At 66.9% G+C, this 15,897-nt stretch carries 17 protein-coding genes; 4 read left to right on the top strand and 13 right to left on the bottom strand.

Translation table 11 applies throughout. The annotated features are described in order from the left end of the window. Positions 1-346 precede the first annotated feature (346 nt). The 4 genes from F620_RS0106880 (at position 347) to F620_RS0106895 (ending at position 3,823) form a co-directional block, all read left to right on the top strand. Positions 347-1,027 (top strand): class II aldolase/adducin family protein, encoded by a 681-nt coding sequence (locus tag F620_RS0106880; RefSeq protein WP_026331343.1) that lies wholly within the window; start codon positions 347-349, stop codon positions 1,025-1,027. Positions 1,028-1,100: 73 nt separating this feature from the next. Further along, complete coding sequence (gene hspQ / locus F620_RS0106885) at positions 1,101-1,421, top strand: heat shock protein HspQ (protein WP_018869428.1); 321 nt, start codon at positions 1,101-1,103, stop codon at positions 1,419-1,421. 7 nt (positions 1,422-1,428) lie between these two features. Then, entirely contained in the window at positions 1,429-3,114 is a 1,686-nt protein-coding gene (gene ilvD, locus F620_RS0106890; protein ID WP_019569977.1) for a dihydroxy-acid dehydratase, read from the top strand. 22 nt (positions 3,115-3,136) lie between these two features. Next, a complete protein-coding gene (locus tag F620_RS0106895) occupies positions 3,137-3,823 on the top strand; it encodes a rhomboid family intramembrane serine protease (protein ID WP_019569978.1) in 687 nt (228 codons plus the stop codon). Between the two features lie 18 nt (positions 3,824-3,841). Here the strand turns inward: F620_RS0106895 and galU are convergent, their stop codons facing one another. The 13 genes from galU to F620_RS0106960 all read right to left on the bottom strand — a co-directional run bounded on the left by galU (position 3,842) and on the right by F620_RS0106960 (position 15,889). Next, positions 3,842-4,729 carry a UTP--glucose-1-phosphate uridylyltransferase GalU gene (gene galU, locus F620_RS0106900; RefSeq protein ID WP_019569979.1) on the bottom strand — a complete coding sequence of 296 codons (888 nt, stop codon included), beginning with the start codon at positions 4,727-4,729 and terminating at the stop codon, positions 3,842-3,844. A gap of 59 nt (positions 4,730-4,788) precedes the next feature. Then, the gene (locus tag F620_RS0106905; protein WP_051075378.1) at positions 4,789-5,031 is read right to left on the bottom strand and encodes a helix-hairpin-helix domain-containing protein; all 243 of its coding nucleotides are present in this window, start codon (positions 5,029-5,031) and stop codon (positions 4,789-4,791) included. 122 nt (positions 5,032-5,153) lie between these two features. Further along, positions 5,154-5,894: an orotidine-5'-phosphate decarboxylase gene (gene pyrF, locus F620_RS0106910; protein WP_019569980.1), complete on the bottom strand. Its 741-nt coding sequence runs from the start codon at positions 5,892-5,894 to the stop codon at positions 5,154-5,156. Then, positions 5,895-7,121, bottom strand: a complete 1,227-nt coding sequence (locus F620_RS0106915; RefSeq protein ID WP_019569981.1) for a tetratricopeptide repeat protein — start codon at positions 7,119-7,121, stop codon at positions 5,895-5,897. Positions 7,122-7,127: 6 nt separating this feature from the next. Beyond that, on the bottom strand, positions 7,128-7,445 hold the full coding sequence (locus F620_RS0106920; RefSeq protein ID WP_019569982.1) for a lipopolysaccharide assembly protein LapA domain-containing protein: 318 nt from the start codon (positions 7,443-7,445) through the stop codon (positions 7,128-7,130). A 13-nt stretch (positions 7,446-7,458) separates the two neighbouring features. Further along, positions 7,459-7,755 carry an integration host factor subunit beta gene (locus tag F620_RS0106925; protein ID WP_019022077.1) on the bottom strand — a complete coding sequence of 99 codons (297 nt, stop codon included), beginning with the start codon at positions 7,753-7,755 and terminating at the stop codon, positions 7,459-7,461. 85 nt (positions 7,756-7,840) lie between these two features. Beyond that, positions 7,841-9,511: a 30S ribosomal protein S1 gene (gene rpsA / locus F620_RS0106930; RefSeq protein ID WP_018935518.1), complete on the bottom strand. Its 1,671-nt coding sequence runs from the start codon at positions 9,509-9,511 to the stop codon at positions 7,841-7,843. A gap of 55 nt (positions 9,512-9,566) precedes the next feature. Then, positions 9,567-10,292 carry a (d)CMP kinase gene (gene cmk, locus F620_RS0106935; protein ID WP_019022078.1) on the bottom strand — a complete coding sequence of 242 codons (726 nt, stop codon included), beginning with the start codon at positions 10,290-10,292 and terminating at the stop codon, positions 9,567-9,569. Then, the gene (aroA, locus tag F620_RS0106940) at positions 10,289-11,593 is read right to left on the bottom strand and encodes a 3-phosphoshikimate 1-carboxyvinyltransferase (protein WP_019569983.1); all 1,305 of its coding nucleotides are present in this window, start codon (positions 11,591-11,593) and stop codon (positions 10,289-10,291) included. The genes cmk and aroA overlap by 4 nt, the downstream gene beginning before the upstream one ends. A gap of 4 nt (positions 11,594-11,597) precedes the next feature. Beyond that, on the bottom strand, positions 11,598-12,479 hold the full coding sequence (locus F620_RS0106945) for a prephenate dehydrogenase/arogenate dehydrogenase family protein (RefSeq protein WP_019022080.1): 882 nt from the start codon (positions 12,477-12,479) through the stop codon (positions 11,598-11,600). Beyond that, positions 12,476-13,627, bottom strand: a complete 1,152-nt coding sequence (gene hisC, locus F620_RS0106950) for a histidinol-phosphate transaminase (RefSeq protein ID WP_026331344.1) — start codon at positions 13,625-13,627, stop codon at positions 12,476-12,478. The genes F620_RS0106945 and hisC overlap by 4 nt, the downstream gene beginning before the upstream one ends. Positions 13,628-13,636: 9 nt before the next feature. Then, positions 13,637-14,722 carry a prephenate dehydratase gene (gene pheA / locus F620_RS0106955; RefSeq protein ID WP_019569985.1) on the bottom strand — a complete coding sequence of 362 codons (1,086 nt, stop codon included), beginning with the start codon at positions 14,720-14,722 and terminating at the stop codon, positions 13,637-13,639. Positions 14,723-14,725: 3 nt separating this feature from the next. Then, on the bottom strand, positions 14,726-15,889 hold the full coding sequence (locus tag F620_RS0106960; RefSeq protein ID WP_018869443.1) for a phosphoglycerate dehydrogenase: 1,164 nt from the start codon (positions 15,887-15,889) through the stop codon (positions 14,726-14,728). Between the last annotated feature and the right edge of the window lie 8 nt (positions 15,890-15,897).

The following is a 15,897-nucleotide window of genomic DNA, read 5'->3' on the forward strand; positions in this document are numbered from 1 at the left end:
CAGACCCGACGCCGGCCCTGCATCCTTCATCCCTTCCGCGCTAAACTGGTTCATGACCTGCCCCCTCGATATTGGCTCTGTGTTGAAGGTGGTTGTCCCAACCCCGAGAACATAACCCACGCTCTCGAGGTCGGGCAGGTCAATCCATCATGTCTACAGACACTCTGTTCGCCGGCAGGGCTCCTGCAGATGCGGGAGCAGGTGTGGGAGCAGGTGTGGGAGCGGCCTTGGCCGCGAACGGACGGGTGCTTGTCCGGGGCGAACTCCCCGGAACCCTTGCGGCCGGATGCCCCGAGCGCTGCCGTCAGGCAGAATGCGCAAGACGGTTCCGGACGAAGGCAGGCGCATGAACGAGCAACAGTTGCGCGAGGCGGTGATCGACACGGCGCTGGAAACCAACCGGCGCGGCCTCAACCAGGGTACATCCGGTAACGTCAGTGTACGCTGCGGTGACGGCCTGCTGATCACCCCCTCCGGCGTGGCGTACGAGGACCTGGCGCCGAAGGACCTGGTGTACATGGATGCCGACGGACGCTGGTCCGCGCACCAGAAGCCTTCCAGCGAATGGCATTTCCACCGCGCGATCCTGCGGGAACGCGAAGATATCCATGCGGTGGTGCACGTGCATTCGGTGTACGCCAGCGTGGTCGCGATCCAGCAGCGCGACATCCCGCCGCTGCATTACATGATCGCGGCCGCCGGCGGCGACTCCATCCGCTGTGCCCCGTATGCCACCTTCGGGACACCGGAACTCTCGCGACATGCGCTTGCCGCACTGGATGACCGCTACGCCTGTCTGCTGGCGAACCACGGGATGATCGCCACCGGGCCGGACCTCGCACGCGCGCTGTGGCTCACCGAGGAGGTCGAACTGCTGGCGCAGCAGTACGTGCTGAGCCTGTCCATCGGCGGCCCCGCCCTGCTGGATGCTGCGGAGATGCAGCGCGTACGGGAGGCGTTCAGGCAGTACGGCCCGCGGCGGGAGGCGGCCCCGAACGGATCCGAACAGGAACCGGACGAACCCTGAGACGGCGTGACGCGCCCCGGGCTCGCCCGGTCTATTCTTTCGTTTTCACCCCTGCGAGCAGAGAGATTGCACCATGGCCAGTGGCACCCGTTTTTCGGTGGGCGAGATCGTCCATCACCTCAAGTATGATTACCGCGGCGTCATCGTGGATGTCGACCCGGTCTACAACGGCTCGGACGAATGGTACGAGACGGTCGCGAAGAGCCGGCCGCCCAAGGACCAGCCGTGGTACCACGTGCTGGTGGATGGCTACACCCACAGCACCTATGTGGCCGAGCGTCATCTGGAAAGCGACACCTCGGGCGAACAGATCGATCACCCGGACCTGGGCAAGTTCTTCGACCGTTTCATGAACGGGCGTTACAGTCGCGAAAACCAGACCCGGACACACTGAGGACACCATGAGTCAGGACAACCGCCGCTCGCGCGTGGTCACCGAAGGGCCACGCCGCACACCCAATCGCGCCATGCTGCGTGCCGTCGGGTTCGGGGACGACGACTTCCAGCGTCCCATCGTCGGGATCGCCAACGCGCACAGTACGATCACCCCCTGCAACACGGGGATCGGCGCGCTTGCCGAACGCGCGGAACGGGCGGTGCGTGAGGCCGGCGGCATGCCCCAGACCTTCGGCACCATCACCATCTCCGACGGCATCTCCATGGGCACGCCGGGGATGAAATACTCGCTGGTCTCGCGCGAGGTGATCGCCGACGCGATCGAAACCGTGGTCAACGGGCAGAGCATGGACGGGGTACTGGCCACCGGGGGCTGCGACAAGAACATGCCCGGGGCGATGATCGCCCTTGCCCGCCTCAACGTGCCGGCCGTCTTCGTCTATGGCGGCACCATCAAGCCCGGCCATTACAAGGGACAGGAGCTGACCATTGTCAGTGCCTTCGAGGCCGTGGGGCAGCACGGCGCGGGTCGGCTGTCCGACGAGGACCTGCAGGGCGTGGAGCGCAACGCCTGTCCCGGCGCCGGCTCCTGCGGGGGCATGTATACCGCCAATACCATGTCCTCGGCGTTCGAGGCGCTGGGGATGAGCCTGCCCGGATCCTCGACCCAGGCCGCCGAGGATCCGGAAAAGGGCGAATCCGCGGCACGCTCCGGCGAGGTCCTGCTGGAGGCGATCCATGCCGATCGCAAGCCGCGCGACATCCTCACCCGCCCGGCCTTCGAGAATGCCCTCGCGGTGGTCATGGCGCTGGGCGGCTCCACCAACGCGGTGCTGCACCTGCTGGCGATCGCGCACGCCGCCGAGGTGCCCCTGGATCTGGACGATGTCGAACGGATTCGCCGCCGCACCCCGGTCCTGTGCGATCTCAAGCCCTCCGGGCGTTACGTCACCACCGCCTTCCATCAGGCCGGCGGCACCCCGCTGGTGATGCGCCTGCTGCTGGACGCCGGGCTTCTGCACGGGGAGTGCCTGACGATCACCGGCGAGACCCTGGCGGAAACCCTTCGCGATGCGCCCGCCGCCCCGCCGGCGGAGGCCACCGACATGGTCCGCACACCCGCCGACCCGCTCTATCCGCAGGGCCACCTGGCGATCCTCAAGGGCAGTCTGGCCCCCGAGGGGGGCGTGGCCAAGGTGACCGGCCTCAAGCGGCGCAGCATTCGCGGACCCGCCCGGGTCTTCGACTCCGAGGAGGACTGCCTGGACGCGATTCTCGCCGGCTCGATCCGCGAAGGGGACGTGATCGTCATTCGTTATGAAGGGCCGCGCGGCGGGCCCGGGATGCGCGAGATGCTGGCCCCCACCGCGGCGCTGATCGGTGCCGGTCTGGGAGATGCAGTGGGTCTCGTCACCGACGGGCGATTCTCCGGTGGCACCTACGGCATGGTCGTGGGTCATGTCGCGCCCGAGGCGGCCGCGGGTGGTCCCATCGCGCTGGTGCAGGAAGGCGACCCGATCGTGATCGACGCCGACCGGAACCAGCTGGATCTGGACATCGACCCCGAGGAACTGGAGCGCCGCCGGTCCGCCTGGAAGGCCCCGGAGCCCCCGGTGGCCCGCGGCGTACTTGCCAAATACGCGCGCACGGTGGGCTCGGCCAGCCGCGGCGCCGTGACCGACGACTTCTGAGCCGCACCGGCGCACCCTCCGCATGACCCATCCTGACCCGCGCTCGCCGCGCTTCAGCATGATGCCTCCGGTGATCGGCTTTCTGCTGGTCACCAACGTCCTGCTGTTCCTGGCCATGCCCGCGCTGGGCAACTGGCTGATGGCCCATTTCGCCCTGTGGCCGATCGGCACCCCGTCCACGATCATGCAGGACGGGTCGATGATGCGCGTGCCGGATTTCCAGGTATGGCAGCTGGTGACCTACGGTTTCCTGCACGGTGGCCCGCTGCACCTGTTCGTCAACATGTTCGTGGTGTGGATGCTGGGCGTTCAGGTCGAGAATTCATGGGGTTCGCGCATGTTCGCGACCTATTTCCTGATCTGCGTGATCGGTGCCGGGCTGGTGCAGCTGGTGGTCACCGCGGGCGGCAACGGGGATGCCATCTACCCGACGGTGGGCGCCTCAGGCGGGGTCTTCGGGGTGCTGCTGGCGTTCGGGATGATGTTCCCCAACCAGCGCCTGTTCCTGATTTTCCTGCCCATCCCGATCAAGGCCAAGTACTTCGTGATCGGGTACGGCATCCTGGAGCTGTATCTCGGGGTGTCCGGGACCATGTCGGGGATCGCCCATTTCGCCCACCTGGGTGGCATGGTGGTGGGACTGCTGATGATCCAGTACTGGCGCGGGCGCTTGCCGATCCGCCCCCGCCACCGCCGGCTGTGGTGGTAAGCCCCGGGTACGGGCGCGTCAGGCGTCCTTCCGCGTGCGCAGATATTCGCGGAAATCGTCCTTCAGTTCGGGGTGATTGAGGGCGAACTCGACGGTCGCCTCGAGATAACCCAGTTTGCTGCCACAGTCGAAACGCCGCCCGGAGAATTCCCAGGCCGTGACCCGCTCTTCCTGCCGCAGGCGGTCGATGGCGTCGGTCAGCTGGATCTCGCCGCCGGCTCCCGGCTCCTGCCGCTCCAGCAGATCGAAGATCCGCGGCGTCAGCACATAGCGCCCGACCACGGCGACGTTCGACGGCGCATCGGCCGGATCGGGCTTTTCCACGATGCCCTTCACGTCCCAGCTGCGGGGGCCGGTGCGTTCCGGATCGATGATGCCGTACTGATGGGTTCGGTCTTCGGGCACCTCTTCCACCCCCAGCACGCTGCAGCCATGGCCGTTGTACTGCTCCACCATCTGTGCGGTGGCCCCGCCATCCACGGCCTCGATCAGGTCATCCGCGAGGATCACGGCGAACGGTTCCTCGCGCACCACGGGGCGCGCACAGGCGACCGCATGCCCCAGCCCCAGGGCTTCGGCCTGGCGCAGGTACACGCAGGTGACGTTCGATGGGACGATGTTGCGGATGCGTTCGAGGAGCTCGGTCTTGCCCCGCTCCTCCAGCTCGTTCTCCAGCTCGTAGGCCTTGTCGAAATGATCGGGGATGGCGCGCTTGTTGCGTCCGGTGACGAACACCAGGGTGTCGATCCCCGCCGCGACGGCCTCTTCGGCGGCATACTGGATCAGTGGCTTGTCCACTACCGGGAGCATTTCCTTGGGGTTGGCCTTGGTCGCCGGCAGAAAGCGCGTCCCCATGCCGGCCACGGGAAAGACAGCGGTACGGATTCGTTTGCTCTTTTCGGTCATGTGCCCTCCGGGCTGCGGGGCATGGCCGCACAATGGCGGTCATGCCCCGGCCGCTCTCCCTATTCCAGTTCAATCCGATCCAGATTCATTTCCACCGTCCGTTCGCCAATGCCGGACACCTCGGTCAGGGCCTGCACGGATTCGAAATCCCCGTGTTCTTCCCGATGTTCGAGGATGGCACGCGCCGTGACCTCACCGACATTGCTCAGGGTGACCAGCTCCTCCAGCGGTGCCGAATTGACGTTGACGGGCACCTGTTCGCCGGCAGTGACCGCCGAGCCGAGGCTCAGCCCCAGCGCCATGGCGGGCAGCAACACCCGGGCGGAACGGAACATGGATACAGTACGGATCATGGTGAACCTCCTTGTTTTTTCAATGGTGGCGAGCGCCATCTCCCGTGCGCTCACCATGGATCCTAGCCCGATCACTGCGTCGGGGAAACCCCCTGCATGCGTCCCGCGATCGTCCGCATCGCCGCGGCGGGATCCTGCGCACGGGTGATCGGCCGGCCCACCACAATGGCACTGGCGCCGGCCTCCAGGGCCCGTTCCGGCGTCATTACCCGTTTCTGGTCGTCGACCCCGGCCGTTTCCAGGCGAATCCCGGGCGTCACCAGCCTGGGTGCCGCCCCCAGCTCCTCGCGCAGCATCGCCGCTTCGCGTGCTGAACAGACCAGCCCGTCCAGCCCCGCCTGCTCCACCGCCAGGCGCCCCAGGCGCATGACCTGGCCATCCGGGGTGTCGTGCACGCCGGTCTCCTCCAGGGTCGCCCGGTCACTGGAGGTCAGCACCGTTACGGCCAGCAGGGCCGTCCGTTCATTGACCTCGCGGACCGCGTCACGGGCCGCCCGCATCATCGCCAGGCCGCCGGAAGCGTGCAGGTTCACCAGCCACACATCCATGCGGGCCGCCGCGCGACAGGCGGCGGCAACCGTGTTGGGGATGTCGTGAAACTTGAGGTCCAGGAACACCCGGAAGCCGAGCGCGTGCAGGCGTTCGACCAGGTCCGGTCCGGCGACCACGAACAGCTCGAAACCCACCTTCAGCGCACACTGGTGCGGGTCCAGGCCGCGGGCAAAGCCCAGCGCCTCGTCGCCGGAGGCGAAGTCCAGGGCGACGATCAGCCGCGGCTCCTGGAGGTTCGGGTTTTCCGTTACCGGGTCCATTCAGTGGTTCTCCTCGCGAATCAGCGCCGCTTCGGCGTCTTCAGTATTCTGATCGATATCGAAATCCAGCCCCCGCAGGGTGTCCCAGCGCCGGCAGCTGGGGCATTGCCAGACATGGCCGCGGCCCTGGTAGCCGCAGTTGGTGCATTGATACAGGTGCTGACTGCGCAGCTGGTCCGACAACGCCTTCTCGAAGGCCGTAAACTCGCTTACGTAGCTCTGCACCGCGGGCAGCACCTTCATCCAGCGCACCGCCTCCAGTAGCCCCGAGGTGGGTACCGGGCGCTGGGCCAGGATGACCCCCAGCTCGTGCAGCGCCCGGTCCATGCGTCCGGTCCGTCGATACAGCCGCATCAGCGCGATCCGCGCCATGGTCACGCCGCGGGTCTCGGCGAGGTCGGTCAGTACTTGTTCCAGCGCCGCCAGACGGTGCTCGCCCGGCAGGGCCTGATGCAGCTGTTCCAGCCGCGGCACCAGCAACGGTGCCAGCCGCGGCGTGCGGGCCACTGCGTCGCTGCCGTAATCGATGGCCTCGCGAATGCGACCCTCGCGTTCGGCGATTTCCGATTTCAGCAGCAGGGCCCGCGAGAGGCCCGGTACCAGGGCTTCGGCCTGGCCTGCCCGCTCGGAGGCCTCGGCCAGGTCATTGCGTTCCAGCGCCTCGCTCGCCAGCTCGCAATGATAATGCGCAACCCGCAGGGGTTCCTGTGGCGAGCCCTCGGCGCGCAGCCGGTTGCCGACCTCGATCGCCTTGGCCCACTCGCGCTGGGTCTCGTAGACGTGCCGCAGGCCCTCCAGTGCTTCGGAGGCCTGGTTCGGCGAATTCATCAATTCGCGGAACACCCCCTCGGCCCGATCGAGCACCCCCGCGAGCAGGAAGTCCTGGCCCAGTTCGCACAGCGCCTGTGCCCGCTGGGCGTCGCTCAGTGCCGGGCGCGCCACCAGGTTCTGGTGGATTCGAATCGCGCGGTCCACCTCGCCCCGCCGCCGAAACAGGCGCCCCAGGATCACGTGCGTTTCAAAGGTTTCATGGTCGACCTCGACCATCTCGATGAAGGTCTGCAGGGCATCGTCGGTACGATCGTCCAGGAGGTACCGTACGCCCTGGAGATAGCGGTCCAGCGCGGGATCGCGAGTTTCTTCCTCCTCGGGAACACCTCGGCGCGCGGCCCACCAGCCACTGGCGGCGGCAACCGGCAACAGCAGCCAGAACCAGTCCTCAATCATTCCGGTTCAGTAGAAATCCCGCATCGGCGCGGTCCGCAGCTGTTCTACCTCGACCCGCAGCGCACGGTTCTCATCCCGTAGCCGGTCGATCTTGCGTTGCAGACGCCGCAGCCTGAGCCAGAGGATCAGGGATGCAATCAGTACACCCGCCAGGGCGCTCAGGCCCAGGAGCACGATCAAGGGGGCTTCGAGGGTGAGACCGGGGAGATAAAGGGTGGCGAAGCCCTCGTTGAACACCACCAGGATCCCGGTGCCCGAGGAGATCAGGATCAGGACCACGAATGCGACCCAGTGCCGCAGCCGGGACTTTCCGTGCTCGGCCATTCGTCGTATCCGCCTACTGGTCCTTTTGTGCGCCGGCATTGACGCGTTCCCGCAATTCCTTGCCGGGCTTGAAGTGAGGGACATATTTGCCGGGCAGGGCCACGCCCTCGCCGGTCTTCGGGTTGCGGCCCATGCGCGGCGGACGAAAATGCAGCGCAAAACTGCCGAAACCCCGAATCTCCACCCGTTCCCCGCTCGCCAGGGCCTGGCTCATCCGCTCCAGCAGCGCCTTGACGCTCAGTTCCACGTCACGCGGCGGCAGGTGGGGCGACTTGCGGGCAAGATTGTCGATCAATTCCGATTTGGTCATCGGGCACTCGCAGCAAAGGGGGAGGAAAGACAAAAAAAGGCCCGCACCCGCGGTTACGACGCGGATGCGGGCGGTGGAACGGGGCTTAGTCGTTCTTGCCCATCTGTTCCTTCAGCAGGTCGCCCAGCGAGGTGGTGGCGCCGCCGCCCTGCCCGTATTCGGACACGGCTTCGGCCTCCTCGGCACGATCCTTCGCCTTGATGGACAGGCTGATCGCACGGGTCTTCTTGTCCACACCCATGAACTTGGCCTCGACCTCGTCGCCGACGTTGAGCACGGTGCGCGCGTCTTCCACACGGTCCTGCGAGATGTCGGCAGCGCGCAGGATCCCGTCGATGCCGTCGGCCAGCTCGATCACCGCGGCCTTGGCGTCCACTTCCTTGACCGTACCCTTCACGATGCTGCCCTTGCTGTGTTCCGCCACGAAGTTGGCGAACGGGTCGCGGTCCAGCTGCTTCAGGCCCAGGGAGATGCGCTCGCGTTCCGGATCCACGGACAGGACCACGGCCTCGACCTCGTCACCCTTCTTGAAGTTGCGGATGGCCTCTTCGCCCGACTCGCTCCAGGACAGATCCGACAGGTGGATCAGGCCGTCGATGCCGCCTTCCAGGCCAACGAACACGCCGAAATCGGTGATCGACTTGATCTGGCCACGGACCTTCTCGCCCCGGTTGTGGTTGGCGGCGAAGTCGTCCCACGGGTTGGACTGGCACTGCTTCATGCCCAGCGAGATACGGCGGCGCTCTTCGTCCAGGTCCAGGATCATCACCTCGACCTCGTCGCCGATGGCCACGACCTTGCCCGGGTTCACGTTCTTGTTGGTCCAGTCCATCTCGGAGACGTGCACCAGGCCTTCCACGCCGTCTTCGATTTCGACGAAGCAGCCGTAGTCGGTGATGTTGGTGACCTTGCCGAAGATGCGGGTGCCGGTCGGGTAACGCCGGGTGATGTTCTCCCACGGGTCCTCGCCCAGCTGCTTCAGGCCCAGCGAAACACGCATGCGCTCGCGGTCGAACTTGAGCACCTTGACTTCGACTTCCTGGCCGATTTCAACGACGTCGGACGGATGCTTCACGCGCTTCCACGCCATGTCGGTGATGTGCAGCAGGCCGTCGATGCCGCCCAGATCCAGGAACGCACCGTAGTCGGTCAGGTTCTTGACGATACCCTTCACGACCGCGCCTTCCTGCAGGTTCTTCAGCAGTTCTTCGCGCTCGGCGCTGTATTCCTGCTCGACCACGGCGCGGCGCGAGACGACCACGTTGTTGCGACGGCGGTCCAGCTTGATGAGCTTGAACTCGAGCTCCTTGCCTTCCAGATACGCGGTATCGCGCACCGGACGGACATCCACGAGTGAACCCGGCAGGAACGCACGGATGTCGCCCAGTTCGACGGTGTAGCCGCCCTTGACCTTGCCGGAGATCTTGCCGGTGACATATTCCTCGTCTTCCATCGCCCGTTCGAGGCGATCCCAGGCCTTGGCACGCTTGGCCTTCTCGCGAGACATGCGGGTCTCGCCGAAGCCGTCTTCCGGGGTTTCCAGGGCAACTTCCACGACATCGCCCACGGCGACTTCGAGTTCCCCTTCGTCGTTCATGAACTGCTCGGTGGGGATGACCCCCTCGGACTTCAGGCCCGCGTTCACCACGACGACTTCCGGATTCACCTCAATGACGGTGGCACTGAGGATGGCACCCGGCTGCATCTGGGTGTAGGCCATGCTCTCTTCGAGCAGTTGCGCGAAACTTTCACTCATGGATTTAAAAACCTGTTAAATTAAATGCGGTTACAGAAACTTCCTGAAACCGGTTTCAAGTGTTTTCGATCCCGCTGCCCGGGGTTTCGTCGGCAGGGGGGCGGTCTTCCGGGAGTACGTCCCGCAGGCGCTCCAGGATGAGATCGACCACGGCGACGATGTCCAGATCCGTGGTATCCAGGACCCAGGCATCCTCGGCCGGCTTGAGCGGCGCCACGCTGCGTTCGCGGTCGCGACGGTCGCGTTCTTCCATCTCTTCCCGAAGGTCTTCAAGGCTAGCACTAAGTCCTTGTTCCAGCAACTGCAGTTGGCGACGCCGCGCACGTTCCTCGGCACTCGCATCGAGAAAGATCTTCAGATCCGCGTCCGGGAACACGATGGTCCCCATGTCGCGCCCGTCGGCGACCAGGCCCGGCGGCACCGCGAAATCGCGCTGGCGCTGCAGCAGTGCCTCGCGGACGGCGGGAATGGCTGCTGCACGCGAGGCGTCGTTGCCTGCCTGCTCGGTGCGCAGCTCCTCGTCCACGGGGTCGCCTTCCAGCAGGGTCGTGACCCGTGTGGCATCGCGGTCGATTTCAAAGCGCACGTCCAGCGCCTGAGCCAGAGCCGGGACGGCCGCCGCGTCGTCCGGCTCCACACCCTGCCGGCGTGCGGCCAGGCCCACCAGGCGGTACAGGGCGCCGCTGTCGAGCAGGTGCCAGCCCATGGCCGCCGCGATGCGCATGCAGACGGTACCCTTGCCTGCGCCGCCGGGACCGTCGATGGTCAGTACCGGTGTCATCGGGCCTCCAGATGCAGTCCGGTCTGCCGCGCCAGGTCGGCGAAGTCGGGGAACGACGTCGCGACGTTGCGGCAATCGTGAATGGTGACGGGCGCGTCGGCGCGCAGTGCGGCCATGGCGAAGGCCATGGCGATGCGGTGATCTCCGTGGCTCTGGATCTTGCCACCGTGGAAGCCGTCGCCCCCCTGAATGCGGATGCCGTCCGGCCGAACGTCGCAGTCGACGCCGAGGGCCGCGAGGCCGTCGGCCATCACCTGGATGCGGTCGCTTTCCTTGACGCGCAATTCTTCGGCGCCGGTCAGCACGGTCTCGCCGTGCGCACAGGCGGCGGCGATGAAGATGGCCGGGAATTCATCGATGGCCAGCGGCACCTGATCCTCCGGGATCTCGATCCCGCGCAGCTCGTGCGACAGCACCTCGATGTCGGCCACAGGCTCGCCGCTGACCTCGCGCAGATCCAGCAGCCGAATATCGGCGCCCATGCGGCGGAGGATCTCGATCACGCCGGTACGGGTCGGATTGACCCCGACGTGGCGGAGGATCACGTGGGAACCCGGCGCGATCGACGCCCCGACCATGAAGAAGGCGGCCGACGAGATGTCCGCGGGTACGTCCACGTCGCCACCGCGCAGGCGCCCGCCACCGGCCACACAGGCCGTGGCCCCGTCGCGTTCCACTTCGACGCCGAAGCCTTCCAGCATGCGTTCGGTATGATCGCGGGTTGGCGCGGGCTCGGTCACGCAGGTGCGGCCCTCGGCCCACAGGCCGGCGAGGAGCAGTGCGGACTTGACCTGGGCCGAGGCGACCTCGAGGGCGTATTGCGTGCCCTGCAGCGGCTTTCCGCCCCGCACCCGCAACGGCGGGGTGCCGCCTTCGGCGGTGTCGATCTGCGCGCCCATGCGTGCCAGTGGCTCGGTGACCCGGCGCATGGGCCGACGCGACAGGGAGGTGTCTCCGGTGAGCTCGCTGTCGAACGCCTGCCCGGCGAGCACACCGCACAAAAGTCGCATGGCGGTACCCGAATTGCCCATGTCCAGCGGACCATCGGGCGCACGCAGGCCGTGCATCCCGACCCCCTCGATGACGACCTCGCCCGGCCCTTCGCGGCGGATGGGGACACCCATCGCGCGAAACGCTTCCAGGGTAGCGAGGCAGTCCTCCCCTTCGAGGAAGCCGGTCACGTGGGTGGTGCCTTCGGCCAGCGCCCCCAGCATGATGGCCCGATGCGAAATCGACTTGTCGCCGGCGACCCGCAGGGTCCCGCTGAGGACGCCGCCGGGTTGAACGGTCAGGGTATCCATCGGTTCAGGTATCCAGTTGAGCTCGGGCGGGATCACAGAAACGATCCCGCGTGGTCTTGGCGTGGGTGAATTCCTGCTCCAGGCGCTGCCCGTCGCCCTGCTCGATCGCCTGCCGCAGGGATTCGAGATCGGCCTGGTAACGTTCGATCACCTCCAGGATGGAGGGCCCGTTGGCAAGACAGATGTCGCGCCAGACGACCGGGTCGCTGGAGGCAATGCGGGTGAAGTCACGAAAACCGCCCGCAGCATAATGGAAGATCTCGTCGCGGTCGCTCATCTTCGACAGGGACGCCACCAGGGTAAAGGCCAGCACGTGCGGGAGGTGGCTGGTGGCTGCCAGCACGTGATCGTGATGCGCCGGCGTCATGAATTCGACCCGCGCGCCGGCGGTCTGCCACATCGCGGTCACGCGGTTGGTCGCCATTACGCTGGTGGCGTCGGCCGGCGTCAGGATCACCAGCCGTTCGCGGAACAGTTCGGGAAAGGCGGCCGCCACCCCGCTCTGCTCGGTGCCCGCGATCGGATGCCCGGGGACGAACTGCCGCGGAACCTCGCCGAACCCCCGCGCCAGGGCCTCCAGCACCGCCTGTTTGCTGCTGCCCACGTCGGTCAGCGGCGCATCCTCCGGCCAGATCCCGGCGAGCGATGCCGCCAGCCCTTCCATGGCCCCCAGCGGTACGGCCAGCACACCCATGTCGGCCCCCCGGGCGGCCTCGGCGGGATCGGTGGTCCATTCGTCGATCACACCCAGGCGTTCGGCCTCGCGCAGATTGTCCGGATTGCGCGAACAGCCCACGACCGTCCCCACCTCCCCGGCCACGCGCAGCGCCAGCGCCAGCGAACCGCCGATCAGGCCGACTCCGAAAATGACCAGCCGGTCGATCATGCAAGGGCCTCGCGCAGGGCAGCCAGGAATCGTTCGTTATCCTCCGCGGTCGAGACCGTGACGCGCAGATGCCCGGGCAGCCCGTAGTTTTCCACCGGCCGGGCAATGACCCCACGCCGCTGCAGGCGGTCATGTACCGCGTTGACGTCGGTGCCGGTGTCGAAGGTAATGAAATTGCCGACCGAAGGGATGACCCGCAGGCCCATGGCCCGGAGTTCGCGATCCAGCTGCACCAGGCCTTCCCGGTTGACCGCCACCGAGTGCCGGATGTGGTCGCTGTCCTCGAGCGCGGCCAGACCGGCCGCCTGAGCGACCGCGTTCACGTTGAACGGCTGACGCACCCGGTTGAGCATGTCGGCCACCGGCGCCGAACTCACGGCATAGCCCAGGCGCAGCCCCGCCAGCCCCTGGATCTTGGAAAAGGTCCGGGTGACGACCACGTTGGGATAGCGGTCCAGCCAGCGCGTGGCATCCGGATAACCGTCTTCTTCCACGTATTCGGCATACGCCTCGTCGATCACGACCACCGTCTGCGGCGGCATCGCCGCCACGAAGGCCTCCAGCGCCTGCGCATCCACCCAGGTACCGGTCGGGTTGTTCGGGTTCGCCACGAACACCACCGCGGCGTCGTCATCCACCCGGGCGCGCATCGCATCCAGATCGTGCCCGAACGGCTGGCGGGCATCGTCCGCCGACACGGCCGGGACCACGCGCGCCTCGGCCCCGGTGGCCTGCGTCACCAGCGGGTACACCGCGAAGGCGTGGGCGGAAAACACCGACGCCCGCCCCGGCGCCAGCCAGGTCCGCGCGATCAGCTCCAGCACTTCGTTGGAGCCGTTGCCCAGGGTGATCTGCGCCGGATCCACTCCATGACGCGCGGCCAGCGCCGCCTTCAGCTCGAACGCATTGCCGTCGGGGTAGACATGGGCCTCGCCCAGCACGCCCCGGGCCGCCTCCACGGCGCGCGGCGACGGGCCCAGCGGGTTTTCGTTGGAGGCGAGCTTGACCGCCTCGCTGATGCCCAGCTCGCGTTCCAGCTCGGACACCGGCTTGCCCGGCTGATACGGCTGCAGTCCCTGCACGCCGGACACGGCCCGGGCGGCCGGACCCGGCCCGGGGGCTGCGGATTCGGAAGGATTCGTTGCCATGGATGCCTCTCAGGTTGCGGCCCGGGGGTAGCTGCCCAGGATCTTCACCGTGTCGGCGGTCTCCCTCAGCTGTTCCAGGCACCCGGCGATTTCCGGGTCCTCCTGGTGTCCCAGCAGGTCGAGGAAGAACACGTAGGTCCACTGCGCACAGCGCGAGGGACGGGATTCGATGCGCGTGAGGCTGATGCCGGCCTCGGCGATCGGCTTCAGCAACGCATACAGCGAGCCCGGCCGGTTGGCCGTGCTCAGCATGATTGACGTACGGTCGGCGCCGCTGGGACGGGTGGTGGCCGTCCCGATGATGAGGAACCGGGTGGTGTTGTCGGCGCGGTCCTCCACGTGCTCCACCTGTACCGGAACCCCGTAGTGCTCCGCCGCCACGCGCGATGCAATCGCCGCCGCGGACCCATCTCCGGCCGCCAGTTCCGCCGCGCGGGCGTTGCTGGCCACCGCATGGCGCTCGGCGTGGGGCAACCATGTATCCAGCCACTCACGGCACTGCGCCAGCGCCTGAGCGTGGGCCAGTACCCGGCGGACCTCGCCGAGATCGGAACTTTGCGACAGCAGGTGATGGTGGATCGGCGTCACGACCTCGCCGCAGATCTGCAGCGACGAGTCCATGAAGCAGTCCACCGTATGCGTGACCACGCCCTCGGAACTGTTCTCGATCGGAACCACGCCGAACTGCGCCCGCCCGGTTTCCACCGCGCCGAACACGGCGTCGATGGACGCCAGCGGCGTGGTCGTGACCGCATGGCCGAAATGCTTGCGCGCGGCCAGGTGGGTGAAGGTCCCCTCCGGCCCCAGATAAGCCACCGTGAGCGGATGCTCCAGGGCCAGACATTCGGACATGATCTCCCGGAACAGCCGGACGATCACGTCATCCGCCAGCGGCCCCGGATTTTCCTCCCGCACCCGACGCAGGATTTCGGCTTCGCGTTCCGGTCGGTAGAACACCGGCTCCTCGCCGTTGTCGCGCTTGACCCGCGCGACCGATTCCGCGCAGCGGGCCCGCTCGCTGAGCAGGGCCAGCAGCTCGCCGTCGATCGCATCGATCCGCGCGCGCAGCGACGCGAGGGACTCCCCTTCGCTCACGACCTAGAGCACCCGCGCCCGCAGTACACCGTCGATGCCATACAGCGCATCCAGCGTGGTCGGACTGGGATGTCCGTCCACGTCCAGCATGGTGTAGGCGATGTCCCCGCGGGAGTCATTCATCAGATGGAGGATGTTGATGTCGGATTCACCGATGACATGCGAGATCTGCGCCACACGGTCCGGCAGGTTGCGGTTGACCACCGCGATGCGCGCCTGCCCCTTGCGCTCCAGCACCAGGGTCGGCAGGTTCACCGAATTGACGACGTTACCGTTTTCGAGATAGTCACGCAGCTGATCGGCGATCATCACCGCGCAGTTCTCTTCCGACTCGGTGGTCGACGCGCCCAGGTGCGGCAGCGTGATCACCCGCGGGTGATCCAGCAGCCCGGGGACCGGGAAGTCGGTCACGTAGGCGTGCAGGTGGCCCTCGTTGAGGGCCTCGCCGGCCGCGGCATCATCCACAATCCCGTCGCGGGCCATGTTCAGCACCATCGCACCGGGGTTCATCGAACGGATGCGCTCGGCGTTGACCAGGTTCTGCGTGTTTTCGGTCAGGGGCACGTGCACCGTGACCGCATCCGCCCCTTCCAGTGCCGCATCCACCGACCGCGCACGTTCGATGTCCGAGGCCATCTGCCAGGCGCTCTCCACGGTGATCTTGGGGTCGAAGCCGACGACCTCCATCCCCATGGAGCGGGCGGCGTTCGCCACCTTGACCCCGATCGCTCCCAGGCCGAGCACGGCCAGCCGCCGTCCCGGCAGTTCGAAGCCGCTGAAGCGCTTCTTCCCGTGTTCCACCGCCTCGGTGAAGCTCGAGTCATCGGGATCCAGGGACTGCACATAACCCGCCGCGGGGACCAGATTGCGAGCCCCGAGCAGCAGCCCCGCGATTACCAGCTCCTTGACCGCGTTGGCGTTGGCCCCCGGGGCGTTGAACACCGCAACCCCGCGCTCGGTGAGATCCTGCACGGGGATGTTGTTCACCCCGCTGCCGGCGCGCCCCACGGCCAGCACCGAATCCGGGATGGTCTCCCCGTGCAGGTCATGCGAACGCAGCATGATCGCATCCGGGTCTTCCAGACCGGAGGCGACTTCGTAGGTTTCGCGCGGGAAGCGTTCCAGCCCCCGCAGCGCAATGTTGTTGTAGGTCTTGACGCGGTACATCACGACCT

Origin of the sequence: Thioalkalivibrio sp. ALE11 (genome assembly GCF_000381205.1) — a bacterium.
GTDB lineage: Bacteria > Pseudomonadota > Gammaproteobacteria > Ectothiorhodospirales > Ectothiorhodospiraceae > Thioalkalivibrio.